16 protein-coding genes are annotated in these 15,743 nt (G+C 41.4%); 5 read left to right on the plus strand and 11 right to left on the minus strand.

From position 1 onward, the window contains the following. Positions 1 to 32: 32 nt before the first annotated feature. Complete coding sequence (locus QNM18_RS01170) at positions 33 to 578, minus strand: cytochrome b (RefSeq protein WP_211012257.1); 546 nt, start codon at positions 576 to 578, stop codon at positions 33 to 35. Between the two features lie 141 nt (positions 579 to 719). On the opposite strand from QNM18_RS01170, the gene QNM18_RS01175 reads away from it, so the two are divergent. Next, a complete protein-coding gene (locus QNM18_RS01175; RefSeq protein ID WP_211012258.1) occupies positions 720 to 1,616 on the plus strand; it encodes a LysR family transcriptional regulator in 897 nt (298 codons plus the stop codon). Positions 1,617 to 1,658: 42 nt separating this feature from the next. Here the strand turns inward: QNM18_RS01175 and QNM18_RS01180 are convergent, their stop codons facing one another. The 5 genes from QNM18_RS01180 to QNM18_RS01200 form a co-directional block, all read right to left on the minus strand. Beyond that, on the minus strand, positions 1,659 to 2,081 hold the full coding sequence (locus QNM18_RS01180) for a cupin domain-containing protein (protein ID WP_284136072.1): 423 nt from the start codon (positions 2,079 to 2,081) through the stop codon (positions 1,659 to 1,661). Between the two features lie 143 nt (positions 2,082 to 2,224). Further along, positions 2,225 to 3,781, minus strand: a complete 1,557-nt coding sequence (locus QNM18_RS01185; RefSeq protein ID WP_211012260.1) for a SulP family inorganic anion transporter — start codon at positions 3,779 to 3,781, stop codon at positions 2,225 to 2,227. A 113-nt stretch (positions 3,782 to 3,894) separates the two neighbouring features. Further along, on the minus strand, positions 3,895 to 4,356 hold the full coding sequence (locus tag QNM18_RS01190; RefSeq protein ID WP_023398345.1) for an Lrp/AsnC family transcriptional regulator: 462 nt from the start codon (positions 4,354 to 4,356) through the stop codon (positions 3,895 to 3,897). A 47-nt stretch (positions 4,357 to 4,403) separates the two neighbouring features. Further along, positions 4,404 to 5,045 (minus strand): MBL fold metallo-hydrolase, encoded by a 642-nt coding sequence (locus QNM18_RS01195; RefSeq protein WP_284136073.1) that lies wholly within the window; start codon positions 5,043 to 5,045, stop codon positions 4,404 to 4,406. 1 nt (position 5,046) lies between these two features. Then, positions 5,047 to 6,837 (minus strand): M14 family metallopeptidase, encoded by a 1,791-nt coding sequence (locus tag QNM18_RS01200; protein WP_417714758.1) that lies wholly within the window; start codon positions 6,835 to 6,837, stop codon positions 5,047 to 5,049. A gap of 141 nt (positions 6,838 to 6,978) precedes the next feature. Between QNM18_RS01200 and QNM18_RS01205 the strand changes: the two genes are divergently transcribed. Further along, positions 6,979 to 7,806 (plus strand): SDR family oxidoreductase, encoded by an 828-nt coding sequence (locus QNM18_RS01205; RefSeq protein WP_211012263.1) that lies wholly within the window; start codon positions 6,979 to 6,981, stop codon positions 7,804 to 7,806. Positions 7,807 to 7,916: 110 nt separating this feature from the next. Here the strand turns inward: QNM18_RS01205 and rplT are convergent, their stop codons facing one another. The 4 genes from rplT to thrS all read right to left on the minus strand — a co-directional run bounded on the left by rplT (position 7,917) and on the right by thrS (position 11,244). Then, a complete protein-coding gene (rplT, locus tag QNM18_RS01210; protein WP_023398349.1) occupies positions 7,917 to 8,276 on the minus strand; it encodes a 50S ribosomal protein L20 in 360 nt (119 codons plus the stop codon). A gap of 15 nt (positions 8,277 to 8,291) precedes the next feature. Next, a complete protein-coding gene (gene rpmI / locus QNM18_RS01215; RefSeq protein WP_023398350.1) occupies positions 8,292 to 8,492 on the minus strand; it encodes a 50S ribosomal protein L35 in 201 nt (66 codons plus the stop codon). A 216-nt stretch (positions 8,493 to 8,708) separates the two neighbouring features. After that, on the minus strand, positions 8,709 to 9,272 hold the full coding sequence (gene infC / locus QNM18_RS01220) for a translation initiation factor IF-3 (RefSeq protein ID WP_081216365.1): 564 nt from the start codon (positions 9,270 to 9,272) through the stop codon (positions 8,709 to 8,711). Positions 9,273 to 9,333: 61 nt separating this feature from the next. Further along, positions 9,334 to 11,244 (minus strand): threonine--tRNA ligase, encoded by a 1,911-nt coding sequence (gene thrS, locus QNM18_RS01225; RefSeq protein WP_284136075.1) that lies wholly within the window; start codon positions 11,242 to 11,244, stop codon positions 9,334 to 9,336. 235 nt (positions 11,245 to 11,479) lie between these two features. On the opposite strand from thrS, the gene QNM18_RS01230 reads away from it, so the two are divergent. From QNM18_RS01230 to QNM18_RS01240, 3 genes are all read left to right on the plus strand, one after another. After that, a complete protein-coding gene (locus tag QNM18_RS01230; RefSeq protein WP_211012265.1) occupies positions 11,480 to 12,481 on the plus strand; it encodes an endonuclease/exonuclease/phosphatase family protein in 1,002 nt (333 codons plus the stop codon). Between the two features lie 51 nt (positions 12,482 to 12,532). Beyond that, on the plus strand, positions 12,533 to 12,994 hold the full coding sequence (locus QNM18_RS01235) for a DUF3010 family protein (protein WP_023398353.1): 462 nt from the start codon (positions 12,533 to 12,535) through the stop codon (positions 12,992 to 12,994). Between the two features lie 167 nt (positions 12,995 to 13,161). Beyond that, positions 13,162 to 15,006 (plus strand): ABC transporter ATP-binding protein, encoded by a 1,845-nt coding sequence (locus QNM18_RS01240; RefSeq protein ID WP_284136076.1) that lies wholly within the window; start codon positions 13,162 to 13,164, stop codon positions 15,004 to 15,006. Here QNM18_RS01240 and QNM18_RS01245 read toward each other — a convergent pair. After that, positions 14,990 to 15,592, minus strand: a complete 603-nt coding sequence (locus QNM18_RS01245) for a TetR/AcrR family transcriptional regulator (RefSeq protein WP_211012267.1) — start codon at positions 15,590 to 15,592, stop codon at positions 14,990 to 14,992. The two genes, QNM18_RS01240 and QNM18_RS01245, sit on opposite strands and share 17 nt — an antisense overlap. Positions 15,593 to 15,743: the final 151 nt, after the last annotated feature.

Here is a 15,743-nt window from a genome sequence, read left to right on the forward strand (position 1 = left end):
TAATAATTTACTTTGATTCTTAAAATTAATTTTTATTTAGATGCTTTTAATATCCGGCTCAAACCGCCATCTTTATTAATAAGCTGATGTTTTAGCGCAGCCATTATATGTACAGCTACAAACCCAATTAAACCCCATGCAAGCCAAAAATGGATATCACCAACAATATCTTCTTGATTGTCAAATGACCAAGGCAAAGCTGGCACTTCAAATAGCTCAAATACGCTAATTGGTTTACCGTCCGCCGTGGAGATAAAGTAGCCACTCAATAGCAACAGTAGCATAAGGATATATAGTACTTGATGGCCAAGCCGCGCTGCTAGCTGCTCTAGCTTAGGTCCTGGCAATTCCTGTGGCTTAATGTTGATACATCGCCACACAAAACGGAACAACCACAGCCCCATTAAAATAATCCCTAATGACTTATGCAAATCTAGAGAGCCTTTATACCACGGGTCGTAATATGTTAACTCAACCATATATAAGCCAAGGCCAAACATAAAAAAGATCGCCAGAGCCATTAACCAATGCACTGCGATACTTACCCAGCCATAACTCTGATTGCTGTTTTTCAGCATATGACACCTTACTTCTATAAGTTACTGATCTTAGGTTACCGCGTAGAAGGTGAAATGCATAGTGCATAAAGTAAAGAACTAATGTGCAAAAAACTATATACTCAGACACTAGACGAAGTTGAATAATTTATATTTATAATTATGCAGAAATTAAATTGGGATGATTTCAAAGTTGCCCATACCGTAGCAAAAGCGGGTTCCCTTGCCAAAGCTGCGGCACAATTAAGATGCAATCATACGACCGTATTACGCCATATTAACCGCTTAGAAGACGCACTCAACGTTAAATTGTTTATCCGCCATCAACGGGGTTATCAACTCACCGATGCCGGGCATATCATGACTGAAACACTGACGGATCTTGATACCCAATTTATTGCCTTAGAAGATAAATTGCAAAGTATTCAACAGGAGTTTAGCGGGAAAATCAGGGTCACAACTGTGACATCATATTCAGCTATGCTTGCTCCGGCAATGTATCAGTTTAGGAAAACCTATCCAAAAGTTAGAATAGAGTTGTTGGCAACTGACGAAGTCATTCCTGCGCAAAGTGGAAATATCCATGTTGCGCTCAGAGCTGGCCCTGAGCCCAAAGAGCCAGACCTTATTGCTCGCCATGTCTTATCACTCAAAATGGCGTATTTTGCATCACAAGATTATATCGCAGAACATGGTCAACCGAAGCATGAAAGCGATTTTAATAACTTTCACTGGCTTATGCCTGACAAGTCTAAGCACCATATTCCTTTCATCAATCAGGTTATTCAACACTTGCACAATGAAAATATTGTTTATACCAGCAACCAGTTTCTTGACATACAATCCGCCGTTGTCAGTGGCATGGGGATCGGCCCACTGTCTGACAACGACGCCAGAAGATATCCAAATTTAGTTAGACTTGATGCGTGCCCCTTGCTAAGTTCAGAAAATGTCGGGGCACTTTGGTATACCTATCACAAGGATCTTAAACAAAACGCTAAAATACGTGCGTTATATGATGTTTTGGTGCAGCATACCAGCCACCTTGCCGCTGGGTAAACGCACGTTTTTTATAGTGAACAGGGCTAAAAACCTCATCTACTAGTGCTTCTTAACCGTGATATCCTTGCCCTGTTCACCCGCATAAAACACGATGATCCTGACATCTTCATTGCCGACGGCTTTGCCTTTATGCCACTGGTGGACTAACTCAACAATGGGGTCTCCGGATTTTAATATTAGCTGCTCTCCACTTTGTTTGGTTACATGCAATTCCCCGGTAATCACGACACCCGCATTGATCACTGGGTGAAGGTGCATTGGCAACTCTGTTCCGGCGGGTATGACAATATCCAGTACGGTAATTTCTGGTTTTCCAGATGGGTATGCTGGCAATTCCGTGCCATCCCAACTTTGGGAAGTTTTGGCTAAGGTTTTTACGCTTACTTCCTTACTAGATACAGATGACGTGTTGCCTAATAATAGAATCAAAGACAAGGCTGTTAAAGATGATCTTATACTCATAATTCATGCTTATTTTATTTTTAATTGACCTTACTGTAATCAACCTGTTTAAAATTAGCCATGAGATTTTAAATAATTACGACTATTGCCTGAAAAACAAAAAGCCCGCGAAATGCGGGCTTTAAGACTAAGTAATGTAAAAATTACGCAAGCTTGTCTGAGGCAACCTTATATTTTGGATCCTCAATAACGTTAATTTCTACCAAATCAGACGCTTTATCTAGCAACTGTTTACAGTCTTGACTTAAGTGGCGTAAATGCAACTTTTTGCCAGCTTTCGTGTATTTCTCAGCCAAAGCATCAATGGCTTCAATTGCACTGTGATCTGCAACACGGCTATATTTAAATTCAACAATAACATCTTCAGGGTCATTGGCGATATCAAAAAGCTCAGCAAAGTTCTTCACCGAACCAAAAAATAGCGGACCATGTAACTCATAAACCTTAGAACCGTCATCATCTATATAATTGTTGGTATAGATATGTTTTGCATGCTCCCAAGCAAACACAAGTGCAGAAACAATAACACCTACACATACCGCTATTGCAAGGTCAGTGATAACGGTTACACCTGAAACTAACACAATAACAAATGCATCGCTCTTAGGAATACGCTTCATTAAACGGAAACTAGACCATTCAAACGTCCCTAGCACTACCATGAACATAACACCAACAAGAGCAGCAAGTGGGATCATCTCAATTAAGCTGGCAGCAAATAAAATGAAACCAAGTAATAGCAGTGCTGCTGTAATACCTGATAAACGGCTACGGCCACCAGAGTTAATGTTTATCATAGATTGGCCAATCATGGCACAGCCACCCATTGCACCAAACACACCACACGTTACATTTGCAGCGCCCTGACCAACACATTCACGGTTACTGTTGCCGCGAGTTTCAGTGATTTCATCAATAAGTGTTAATGTCAGTAATGATTCAATTAGGCCAATAGCAGCAAGAATTAGCGCATATGGGAAAATAATTTTCAGTGTCTCAAGGTTCCAAGGTACATCAGGGATGTGGAACATTGGGAATCCACCAGCTATAGTTGCATCTGCATTGCCGCTCATGTCTTTTAAGTAATCTAGTACGTTGCGTGCGTCTAAATCAAAACCAATCACAATACCTGTTACAACTAAAATCGCTGCCAAGCTTGACGGGATCGCAGTCGTCAATTTTGGTAGAAAATGAATGATAGCCATTGTCAATGCAACTAACCCCGCCATGATATATAGCTCTGAGCCTTGCATCCATTGCAAAGTACCAGCTTCATCCATTACTTTAAATTGACCTAATTGGGCTAAAAATATAACAATGGCTAAGCCATTCACAAAACCTAACATAACTGGGTGCGGTACCATTCGGATAAATTTACCCAACTTAAATATACCCGCTAAAATTTGTAAAATACCCATTAATAGCACTGTCGCGAACAGGTATTCGACACCATGTTCAATCACAAGACTTACCATTACTACTGCAAGTGCCCCGGTAGCACCTGAAATCATTCCTGGACGACCACCAAAAATTGATGTGATCAATCCGACGATAAATGCTGCATACAAGCCAACCAGCGGGTCAACTTGTGCAACAAATGCGAATGCGACCGCTTCTGGTACCAGAGCTAATGCAACTGTTAAACCTGAAAGCACGTCGTTCTTAGCAGAGCTTGGCGCCTTGCCTATAAGATTAAACATTTATATCCCCAAGTGTTTTTTACTACGACAGAAAAGCGCTGGATCCTAACAAAATCCAGCGCTTTTAACAAACATGATACATTATAGTGTTAATTTGAGATGTCTGTATGACACTAAATGATTGGTAATGCGGTTGAGCGTTTGACGCACGTCATGGTCACATTAGAATGAACTTCTTGTACATATTCCAAGTTAAGTAAATTATCACGAACGAAAAGCTCGTAACCTTCAATGCCTTTAGAGACAATACGCAGCATAAAGTCCATTGTACCAGCCATGGTGTAGCACTCTGTCACTTCATCATAGCTCATTATCAATTTTTCAAATTCAGCAAGATTGCTACGTCCATGATTTGAGAGTTTTACATGGGCATACACCAACATATCAAACCCAAGCTGTTTTTCATCTAACAGCGCAACTTTCCCTTTTATAAATCCATCTTGTTCCAATTTAGCGATGCGCCTCCAGCACGGAGATTGTGACAACCCTACTTTGTCTGCAATTTCAGCCGTGGACAAACTCGCATCTTGCTGTAACAACGCTAGTATCTGACGATCAACTTGATTTAATGACATATTTTTCTTTATATTTTAGTGTTAAATTTTACGCTATTCACGTTGCGTTACCCAAAGCGACCGCTCATAAATGGGTTATTACGCTTCTCGTACCCTATTGTGGTATCTTCTCCGTGACCACTCATTACCCGAGTTTCATCACCTAAGGTAAAGAGCTTAGTTTCAATAGCGTGCTTAAGTTGTGCGGCATCTCCTTTAGGAAAATCAGTGCGCCCCACAGAACCTTTAAACAGCACATCACCAACTAGTACTGTCGCACTTGCAGGTTCATAAAAAACTACATGTCCTGGTGTATGCCCAGGACAGTGCCTAACTTGCAATTTTAGCTCACCTAATTTTACCACTTCACCTTCACTCAACCAGCGATTGGGTAAGAAAGCAGTATGAGGCGCAAACCCAAACATTTGAGCTTGCATAGGTAACTCGTCTAACCAAAACTTATCATCAATATGGGGGCCGATAATCTCTACATCGAGCGATTGTGATATTACCTTGCTCACTCCCACATGATCTAAATGCCCATGTGTCAAAAGCACAAATTCAACTTGTAACTTCTTCTCTTTAACAACAGCGAGAATCTTCTCTGCGTCGCCACCTGGATCTACTATGGCAGCTTTTCCCGTCAAGTCGCAAGCTATAACTCGGCAGTTTTGCATAAATGGTGTAACTGGTATCGTGAAAACTTTCATGTTACTTCTTCGCATAAAACATCAGTACAGGGTATTTTAAGTACGCTTGATCATAGTATGGTGTTTTCTCATACAGCCATTCAAGCCTTTGTTTATCACTTTTAGCAAATGAATTATCTTCACGGATTTTTTTGTCGAATGCCAAAGCAAGCTTAGGGCTCTCTTTTAACATTTTCCTAGCATATGGCTCAAGTGCATAATTTTCAACATATTCTGTTCGTTGGAAAATACTATGAAAATCACCCCATGCAAAAAATGAATCAGGCGCTGCGGGATGAAGCAAGTGTGTAACTAACTCTGAGTATGCTTGTTTTGTTGATACTTTCGTCCAGCCAGAAAGGGATAATTCACGCTCTATCAGGTGATGATTAAATGTCGCATCGACTCTAAAACGCCCTTCAAAGGGCATTTTAGCGAAACTATAGTCATCTACATTAAGCTGAGTTAGCCCCGCCATAACGTCACCGTCGACGAGCTTTTCTATCTCAATTCCATGCAGTTGAAGTTTTTCAACCAATGCTGAATATTGTGGAGGAATAAAGTAAGCCTCCGGCACAGATACTTTTAACTTAACTTCCTTTTGCCAGAAGACCGGGAGTTTATCATAGTGAATCGGCTCTCCCAGATACTTAACTTCTTCATGACCTGACAGTGCGCTTTGAAAGCGTTTAAATTTTATTCCTTTAAAGCTTACGAAATCTGGCTCTTTACTATACTCTCTTGAAACCACCAGCTCGGTTGGGTAAAAGTGTTTTTCCGATTCGACCGCTTTTTCTAACGCCTTATGCTGTTGCGACAATGCATCTATCACGCCATCGATAAAAACATAAGTCCCTAGCACCCTTTGCTTATAAGGCTTTAATGAGTGGTTTTCTACCAAGATAGTTGGCAACCCTTTAATATCTCCCCAGCCATTTGAAAACCTTGGTGATGCAACCCAACCCGCCAGCCCTTTTTCAAGGTTTCTTTTATCCATAACAAATACAAGCGGGCCTGGGATATGACCAAACTTTGACAGCTTTTCGTCAATAATAGGGGTAAACTGCTCTTCTAACACCTTCGCAATAGCTGGCGAGTCGCTAGCAAAGCTTGGGTTAAAGCCATAAGTGACATCATATTGATAATCAGCGCCGTCAGTTACATGTACATCAATGTATAGCGCAGGATCGTAGTCGTTAATGACCTTCAAGATCGCACGAACACCAGGTGTGTCTAACTTGGTGTAATCACGATTAAGGTTTAAGTTTTGTGCGTTTGTTCTAAACCCCATAGTCAACGGGCCACGTTGGTTTATTCGGTTAAACTCACTGCTTCGCTCATGGCCATCCACATTCAAAATCGGCACAAACAAGATATTGACTTTGCTTAAGATGTCGCGGCGCTTTCCTGTAGCAATATCTCTTAGCAGCATAAACATGGCATCTTTGCCATCTATTTCACCTGCGTGAATACCCGCTTGAATTAACACTGTCGGCTTATTATTATTTTTCATCATAGCTGGCGAAAACTGACTTCCTTCTACAGCCAGCAGCATATTGATGTCTCTACCTTGATCGCTTGTACCAATCTTTATTGATTGAAACTGAGTCGGATTTGACGCCACTAATCGCTTGATAAATGCGTTTGTTTGTTCGTAATTCGGAGACTCCAATCCGCCACTTAACTCAAAGTCTGTTGTCAGAGGCCCATTTTGTTGCATCAAGCTTTGACTTTCCCCTTGCCAAGGCTGCAATGGAGGGAGATGACTATTCAAATTAAGTGTTGCAGAAAGCAGAACAATACCTAAACTCATAAACATTCTTTGTGTCTTTTTTGTATTAAGTTGATTATATCAATATTTTATTTAACGGCTTACAATGTGCGGTGATTCAACAAAAATTCACAGTTAAACGCACTAATGCGTCGCTAATTTAAGGAAAGTTTAACTAAACCAATGAGTAAAAGCATATTAATAACGGGGTGTTCTACCGGAATAGGATTATATTGTGCAAAAACTTTGCATAACTCTGGGTACAAAGTAATTGCCTCAGTAAGGAATCCAAAGCACCTTGAACAGTTTACAGAGCTTAATATCCCTTGCGTCTTACTAGACTTGTCAGATGAGAGATCAATACAAGAAGGATTCGAACAAGCACTTCAATTATGTGATGGTCAATTGGATGTCTTATTTAACAATGGCGCTTACGGACAACCAGGTGCCGTCGAAGATTTACCTACGAATGTGTTAAGGCAGCAATTTGAAGTCAACTTTTTTGGATGGCACACATTAACCCGATTAGCGATCTCCCATATGAGAACAATTGGGCAAGGGCGTATCGTACAAAATTCGTCTGTACTCGGTTTAGTTGCATTGCCCTACCGAGGTGCCTACAACGCGAGTAAATTTGCCCTGGAGGGATTAACCGACACACTCAGAATGGAGCTTGCAGACACTGACATTCAGATCAGCTTAATTGAGCCAGGTCCAATTTTGTCGGAATTTAGGAAAAATGCACGGCAAGCTTTCGAAACACATATTGATATTACTGCTAGCCATCACAGTGCTGAATACCAAGCACAGTTAACCAGGTTAAAGGCACAAACAGCACCGCAAAAATTTACGCTTGGTCCTGAGGCTGTGTATGATAAGTTGCTCCACGCCATTGAGGCGCCGAAAGCCAAACCTAGATACTATGTCACTTTTCCAACTTACTTAATGGGTTATTTAAAGCGGGTTTTAAGCTCACGTTGGCTGGATAAGTTATTGCTTAAGAATCGTTGAGAGATTTTTAGGAAACGCAATTTGTCGGCTAAATTGAAAAAACAGTTTGTTTGAAAGCTAAAAAAGGAGCCAAAGGCTCCTTTTTAACATCGCTTTACTTAATTAAAAAATTAAGCTGCAAGACCTTCTTTTGCTTTCTCTACTAGAGCAGTGAAAGCTACTTGGTCATATACTGCGATATCAGCTAGGATCTTACGATCGATTTCGATTGACGACTTTTTAAGGCCGTTAATGAAGCGGCTGTAAGATAGGCCGTTTTGACGTGCTGCAGCATTGATACGTGCAATCCATAGTTGACGGAAAGTACGTTTCTTAGCGCGACGGTCACGGTATGCATATTGACCAGCTTTAGTTACAGCTTGGAACGCTACGCGGTAAACACGTGAACGTGCTCCGTAGTAACCTTTAGCTTGCTTTAATACTTTTTTGTGACGTGCACGTGCGATAACACCGCGTTTAACTCTTGCCATTTCTGATATCCTCTATTAAGCGAATGGTAACATACGATCGATAAGACCTAGGTCATTCTTATGAACCATAGACTTAGCACGTAGGTGTAGTTTACGCTTTGAAGACTTCTTAGTCAGAATGTGACGAAGATGCGACTGTTTACGCTTGTAACCGCCTGAAGCAGTCTTTTTGAAGCGCTTTGCAGCACCTCTGTGTGTTTTTAGCTTATAAGCCATTGCAATAACTCCAAATGATATTGCGTTTAATATATGCAAGTAGGCGGATGCGAACATCTCTTTTAAGGCCCAGCTTACACCCTGTTCCGGTGAAGCAAAATGAAAACAAAATGCTTACTTATAACCGGTTAACACAGGTGACTCAAGATTAAAAATCTCAGTACTTTGTATACCTGTGCTAAATTCTTTCAAAAATCGGCGCGAATTATGCCTGACTTATGCTTTTTTTGCAATAGGTGCCATCATCATAACCATCTGGCGACCTTCAACACGATTTGGGAAAGACTCAACTTGAGCGATCTCTTCCAAATCTGCTTTTAAGCGGTTAAGCATGTCAATTGCGATTTCTTGGTGAGCCATTTCACGACCACGGAAACGGATGGTGATTTTCGCCTTGTCGCCACCTTCTAAGAACTTGCGCAAGTTACGAAGTTTAACTTGGTAGTCACCTTCGTCAGTACCAGGACGGAATTTAATTTCTTTAACCTGGATCTGCTTTTGCTTTTTCTTCTGTTCTTTTTGTAATTTTGCTTTTTCAAAAACGAACTTACCATAGTCCATTACCTTGGCCACTGGTGGCTCAGCGTTTGGACTGATTTCAACAAGGTCTAAACCTGCGTTTTCTGCTTGCGCTAGCGCATCTCTCGTAGAGACAATGCCCGCTTGCTCACCTTCAGCATCGATTAAGCGAACTTCTTTCGCTGTGATTTCATCATTGATACGATTCTTTTGAGCAGTAGTTTGCCCTTTTTTGCCGCCTCTAATGGTACGTTCCTCCAAAAAATCCAAAATTAAACGTGCGGCACTGTTGTAAATATGTTTGCCGCACGGGTTTCAAAAGTTAAGCTCTGTTTTTAATTTCTTCGCTAATTTTAGCGACAAAATCATCTACAGAGAATTTGCCAAGGTCTTCGCCCTTGCGCGTTCTTACTGCTAGCTCTTGTTGCTCAACTTCTTTATCGCCAACAACAAGTAAATAAGGTATACGTTTTAAAGTATGCTCGCGGATTTTAAAGCCAATCTTCTCATTTCTCAAGTCAGCACAAGCTCTTATTCCAAGTTTATTTAGTTTTTGCACAACTTCTTGGACATAATCAGCCTGTTTATCCGTGATATTCATGATAACAACCTGTTTCGGTGCTAACCATGTTGGGAAGAAACCAGCATACTCTTCAGTTAAAATACCGATGAAACGTTCAATCGAACCTAAAATCGCTCTGTGAATCATAACAGGCGTTTTACGCTCGTTATTTTCAGCTACATATGTAGCGCCCAAACGACCCGGTAACGCAAAGTCTAGCTGCACTGTGCCACATTGCCAAGCTCGCTCTAAGCAATCGTACAATGTGAACTCAATCTTAGGTCCGTAGAACGCACCTTCACCCGGTAGGTATTCAAACTCAATGTCATTAGACTTCAGCGCTTCAGCTAGTGCTGCTTCTGCCTTGTCCCACATTTCATCTTCACCGATACGCTTTTCAGGACGAGTAGAAAGTTTTACAACAATCTTTTCAAAACCAAACGTTTCATATGTATCGTAGACCATCTTGATACAAGATGATACTTCATCCATGATCTGCTCTTCTGTACAGAATACATGGGCATCATCTTGTGTAAAGCCACGTACACGCATAAGACCGTGTAGTGCACCTGACGGCTCATTACGGTGACAACAACCAAACTCAGCCATACGAAGCGGTAAATCACGGTATGACTTCAGGCCTTGGTTAAAGATTTGTACGTGACCTGGGCAGTTCATTGGTTTGATAGCATATTCACGCTTTTCAGACTCTGTGGTGAACATTGCATCTGAGTATTTATCCCAGTGACCAGACTTTTCCCAAAGCCCTCTGTCCATCATCAATGGGCCTTTTACTTCTTCGTAGTCGTACTCACGTAATTTTTCACGTACAAAGTCTTCTAGCTCACGGTATATGCTCCAACCGTCGTTGTGCCAAAATACCATGCCTGGCGCTTCTTCTTGCCAGTGCCATAGATCTAGCGCTTTACCAATTTTACGGTGGTCGCGTTTTTCAGCTTCTTCTAAACGTTTTAGGTAGGCTTTTAACTGCTTTTTATCTGCCCAAGCGGTTCCGTAGATACGCTGAAGCATTTTGTTATCTGCATTACCACGCCAATATGCGCCTGCCACCTTCATAATTTTGAAGTGTTGACAGAACTTCATGTTTGGTACGTGAGGGCCACGACACATGTCAACGTATTCTTCGTGATGATATAAACCCGGACGGTCATCTTTAGCAACATTCTCGTCTAAGATTTCCATCTTGTAACTTTCACCGCGAGATTCAAATGTGTCTCGAGCCTCTTGCCAGCTTACTTTCTTTTTAACAACATCGTAGTTTGTTTTTGCAAGCTGTAACATCCGCTTTTCAATAGCATCAAGGTCCTCTTGAGTTAATGAATGCTCCATGTCGATGTCATAGTAAAAGCCATTGTCGATAGTTGGGCCTATCGCCATTTTCGCTTCAGGGAAAAGTTGCTTTACCGCGTGACCAATTAAGTGCGCACAAGAGTGACGAATGATCTCTAAACCGTCTTCGTCCTTTGCGGTAATAATTTCAAGATTGGCATCTTGCTCAATGATGTCACATGCATCTACACGCTCACCGTTTACACGGCCAGCGATGGTTGCTTTTGCAAGACCAGGGCCGATGTCTTTAGCAACATCAAGAGTAGTAACAGGGTTTTCGAAAATACGCTGACTGCCGTCAGGAAGAGTAATTACTGGCATTTTTAATCCTATTTACAGTGGTGACACCTACGCCGCGTCACATGTATCTATTATCAATTTTAAGTGTTAGTGTTGCCCATCAACGCTTTTACGAATAAGCATTGGTTATTCAGTGATATGCTAAATTTGACTGGGGTCTTTCAATCCTGGCGCTATTGTGACCTGATGCGTGACGAGTTGCAAGGAAAAGACTAAGATAAAATAGTCGTTATTAATGGAAAATTGAGGGAATTATATGGAGCAGCGAACAACATTCAAATTTGCGTCATTCAATCTTTTGAATTTTGCAGAGCCTCCGTATGCATTTTACCAACCTGAAGAAATGTATTCAGACACTCAATGGACCACTAAAACACAGTTTATCACAGGGCTGATCCAACACATTGACCCCACTGTTATCGTATTTCAAGAAGTGTTCAATCCAGACACTCTCGCATCACTGTGTGAAGATTTAGGGCTCACTCACTTTGCCACGGTGGATTCACCTAAGCCAGATGCTGTCTACTCCAATGTACTTTTTAACCCAGTTGTAGCAATCGCATCTAAACTGCCATTTAAACAGTGTAAACCGTTAGAGCCCAGCCACGAGTTGTTAGAATATTTAAACAACCTCGCCCACTTCAAGTTCAACCGGACACCGATAAAGTGTACATTTGAATTAGATGGTTTTGGCTTATTAACCCTCTACGCAGTTCATTTTAAATCCCAACGAGTTCATTCAATGGCCCAGTTACTCGGAGATCCAGATCAAGAAGATCCCTTCTTAACTATGCTCAATCAAACAGTCGGCGCAATGCAATCTCAAATATCGCGCTCTCTTGAAGCCTCCATTGTGTATTACGATGCACTTAAAACACAGCGAGAAAAAAACTCAGCGACCTTAGTGATGGGTGATTTTAACGCACATATTACAAGCCCAGCACTGTCGTTTATGACTGAGCAATTTCCCGTTGCAAGTGAATCCAGTCTGATTGAAAGTGTCGGCCTGTATGAGAGCTTTGCAATTGCAGACAACCAACCTGAACTAGGTATCAAGCCCCCGACTCATTACTTTCAGGGAGAAGGTAATGTATTGGACTACATTTTAACGTCCAAAGAGTTTTCTCCTCGTCACCCAAGTTCGCAGGTCAATTCGCTAACTTATCACAATTACGCCAGCCACTTGGACCCAAAAAGAGATGAAGAGGACATAAGATATTCAGATCATGCAGCAATTGCGATAGAAATTACTATTTAACAAAAAAGCTATGCTATTATCCCTGCCATTAGGTATAGATTGGAAAATACAATGAGAACATTAGGTGTTGAAATTACCGGCAGCGAAGCGATGCTTTGTCTTTTAACGAAAGAAAGTGACGTTTTCGATATTAGGGATATTCGACAAACTCGTTTCACTTTGCCAAATATTGGCCAAGATCATGAAGCAATGCGCAAGTTTCACTTCGACTTATCAAAACTTGTGGAAGACTACCAAATTGACACTATCGCGATTCGTCAAAGAGCGCATAAAGGCAAGTTTGCAGGTAGTGCTGCTGGTTTCAAAATGGAAGCGGCTTTACAATTAATTCCAAATACAGAAGTTCACCTTTTAAATGCAACTGAAGTAAAAGAACAACTTAAGCGTAACCCTGTGCCTGTTGACTATGAAGAGACAGGTTTGAGAAAGTACCAACAACAAGCGTTTACAAACGCCTATGTACTTATCATGCGCAAAACATACGGCCACGATGTAGAAGACGAACAAGCTTAAACATTCGGCCTTAGCGATGGTGAGTCAACTTGCTCACCGTCGAAATCTTACTCCACCATTTACACACTTCTCTTTTTTTAAAATACACTTAAAGACATTAATTTCTGTCAATGTCCGTAATCTTATATATGGTTAATAAGACACTTGGGCATTTATAAGGACATTTGATGTATAAGTTGTTTGAAAAAATTACTAACCCATTTCCAAATCGCAATGCGGATCAACCTCCCAATTCGCTCTATGCCTTCTGTCGTCATTACAGCCGAGGCATGGAATACCCACTTATCATTATGTCTATATGTGCTGCATCGCTGGCGACGTTAGAAGTCGTGTTATTCAGCTTTATGGGAACGCTGGTAGATTGGATGCAAACCATGACTCCATCCCAACTTTTGAGCAACAAAAGTGAGGCCTTGATTGCGATGGCTGGAATAACCGTCATTGGTATCCCAATTTTGGTATTTGTGCATAGTGCATTTTTGCATCAGAGCTTACTCGGTAACTACCCCATGTCTATTAGGTGGCTTGCGCATCGCTATTTATTAAAACAGAGTATGTCGTTCTATCAAGACGACTACGCAGGCAGAATTGCAACCAAGCTCATGCAAACCTCATTGGCCATTAGAGAAGCCGTAATGAAGTTGCTAGACGTATTGGTATACATCGTGGTGTATTTTGGTGCCACATTGGTGCTGATAGGCAGTAGCGACCTCAATTTATTATTGCCGCTTTTTGTTTGGTTACTGCTTTATATCGGATTACAGTTTTATTTTTTACCACGTCTCAAGCAAGTCGCTGCGGAACAAGCCAATGCCCGCTCTGAAATGACCGGACGTATTGTTGATAGCTATACCAATATCTCAACTGTAAAACTTTTTTCTTACACTCGCCGTGAGGAACACTATGCTAAAAGCAGCATGGATGTGTTCATGCAACCGGTTTACCGCCAAATGCGCCTAGTAACCAGTCTCAATGTCTGTATTCAAGCTTTGAACTATTTATTAGTTTTCACCATTGCTGCACTCTCTTTATACCTTTGGTCGAAAAATGTTATTTCCGCTGGCGAGATTGCCATTGCAATTAGTCTATCCCTAAGACTTAATGGTATGTCTCAATGGATCATGTGGGAAATTAGCAGCTTATTTGAAAATATCGGCACAGTAGTCGACGGTATGAACACCTTGTCACGACCTGTTGAGGTAACTGATAGTCCAAATTCGAACGAGCTTATCGTGACCGCTGGCGCCATCAGCTTTGACAACGTAACTTTTGCTTACAAGCGATATGATGAGAATTTACCTAACAATGTCTTCTCATCTCTTTCATTCAAGATTAAAAGCGGTGAGAAAATAGGCATTGTTGGGCGCTCTGGCTCTGGTAAGTCGACGCTGGTAAACCTGCTGTTGCGGTTTTACGATATTCAAAATGGGGCTATTTCTATAGATGGGCAAAATATCAATGATATAACCCAAGAAAGTTTAAGAAAGCAAATTGCGATGGTGACACAAGATACAGCTCTGTTGCATCGCAGTATTAGAGATAACGTTTTGTACGGCAGACCAGACGCAACTGAGCAAGAGCTAAAGCAAGCCATTTCTAAAGCCCAAGCCGATACTTTTATCAAGGATCTCGAAGATAGCCACGGGAATCAAGGCTTAGAAGCACAAGTTGGAGAGCGCGGCGTCAAACTCTCTGGTGGTCAACGGCAGCGCATAGCAATTGCTAGAGTGCTGTTAAAAGACGCTCCGATACTAATTCTCGACGAAGCTACTTCAGCCTTGGATTCCGAATCAGAGCATGCCATTCAGGCCAGCTTAGATGAGCTTATGCAACAAAAAACCGTTATTGCCATCGCGCATCGGCTATCGACCATAGCGCAAATGGACCGACTAATTGTGCTAGAGCAAGGCGTCATCGTCGAGCAAGGTTCTCATCGAGAGTTGCTGGCAAAAAATGGCATTTATGCAAAGCTCTGGGCTCACCAAACAGGCGGCTTTATTGGCGTGGATTAACTCCCCCACAAAACAACTTACACGCCTGCTCAATAAAGGCTGCAAGTTGCTGCTCGTCGACTGGTGGTTGCCATCGAATAGCCATCTCCCAAAAGGTAAGCCTTTTTAAGCCACCCCAGAAAAAAGCAGCTGCAAAGTGTGCGTCATGGTCTCCTAAACACCCAGCCAATGACGCTTCTTCAAACCACACCACCATAGAATGTTCACAATGGCTAAATTTTTCGTTAAGACGCTTAGCCTGAGCCTCACTGCGCATAGATTCAATCATCACAATTCGAGAAAGTCTTATATAATCGGGGTCACAGAGTAAGCCAACCACACTTGATGCAAGATGTTTTAGTTGCACTTCAAAGTCATAATTTGGAATAAATTGAATTGCTGTTAGAGGCTCAATTCTCTCAATAAGTAAAATAACCACTGCATCAAACAAAGCTTCTTTGTTGGGGTAATGTTTATATAAAGTCCGTTTTGATACTTCCGCTTTTTGGCAAATCGCCTCCATAGTTGTTGCTTGCAAGCCCATAAGCGCAAACTGATCTATCGCAGCACCCAGTATTGCTTGCTGCTTGGCTGACAATTGCGTCATCAATCTTTCTCTCTTTTGATAATTAACATAAGTTTAACTAAAAATAGGGACAATAAAAAGTATACGACAGCGTTTATATTTAACCCAAAAAAGTACACGGATCCGTTTACCTTCATTTCAAATAAGTATACACTAGCGTTTACTTGTATAA

It is taken from the genome of Pseudoalteromonas obscura, from assembly GCF_030135505.1.
GTDB lineage: Bacteria > Pseudomonadota > Gammaproteobacteria > Enterobacterales > Alteromonadaceae > Pseudoalteromonas > Pseudoalteromonas obscura.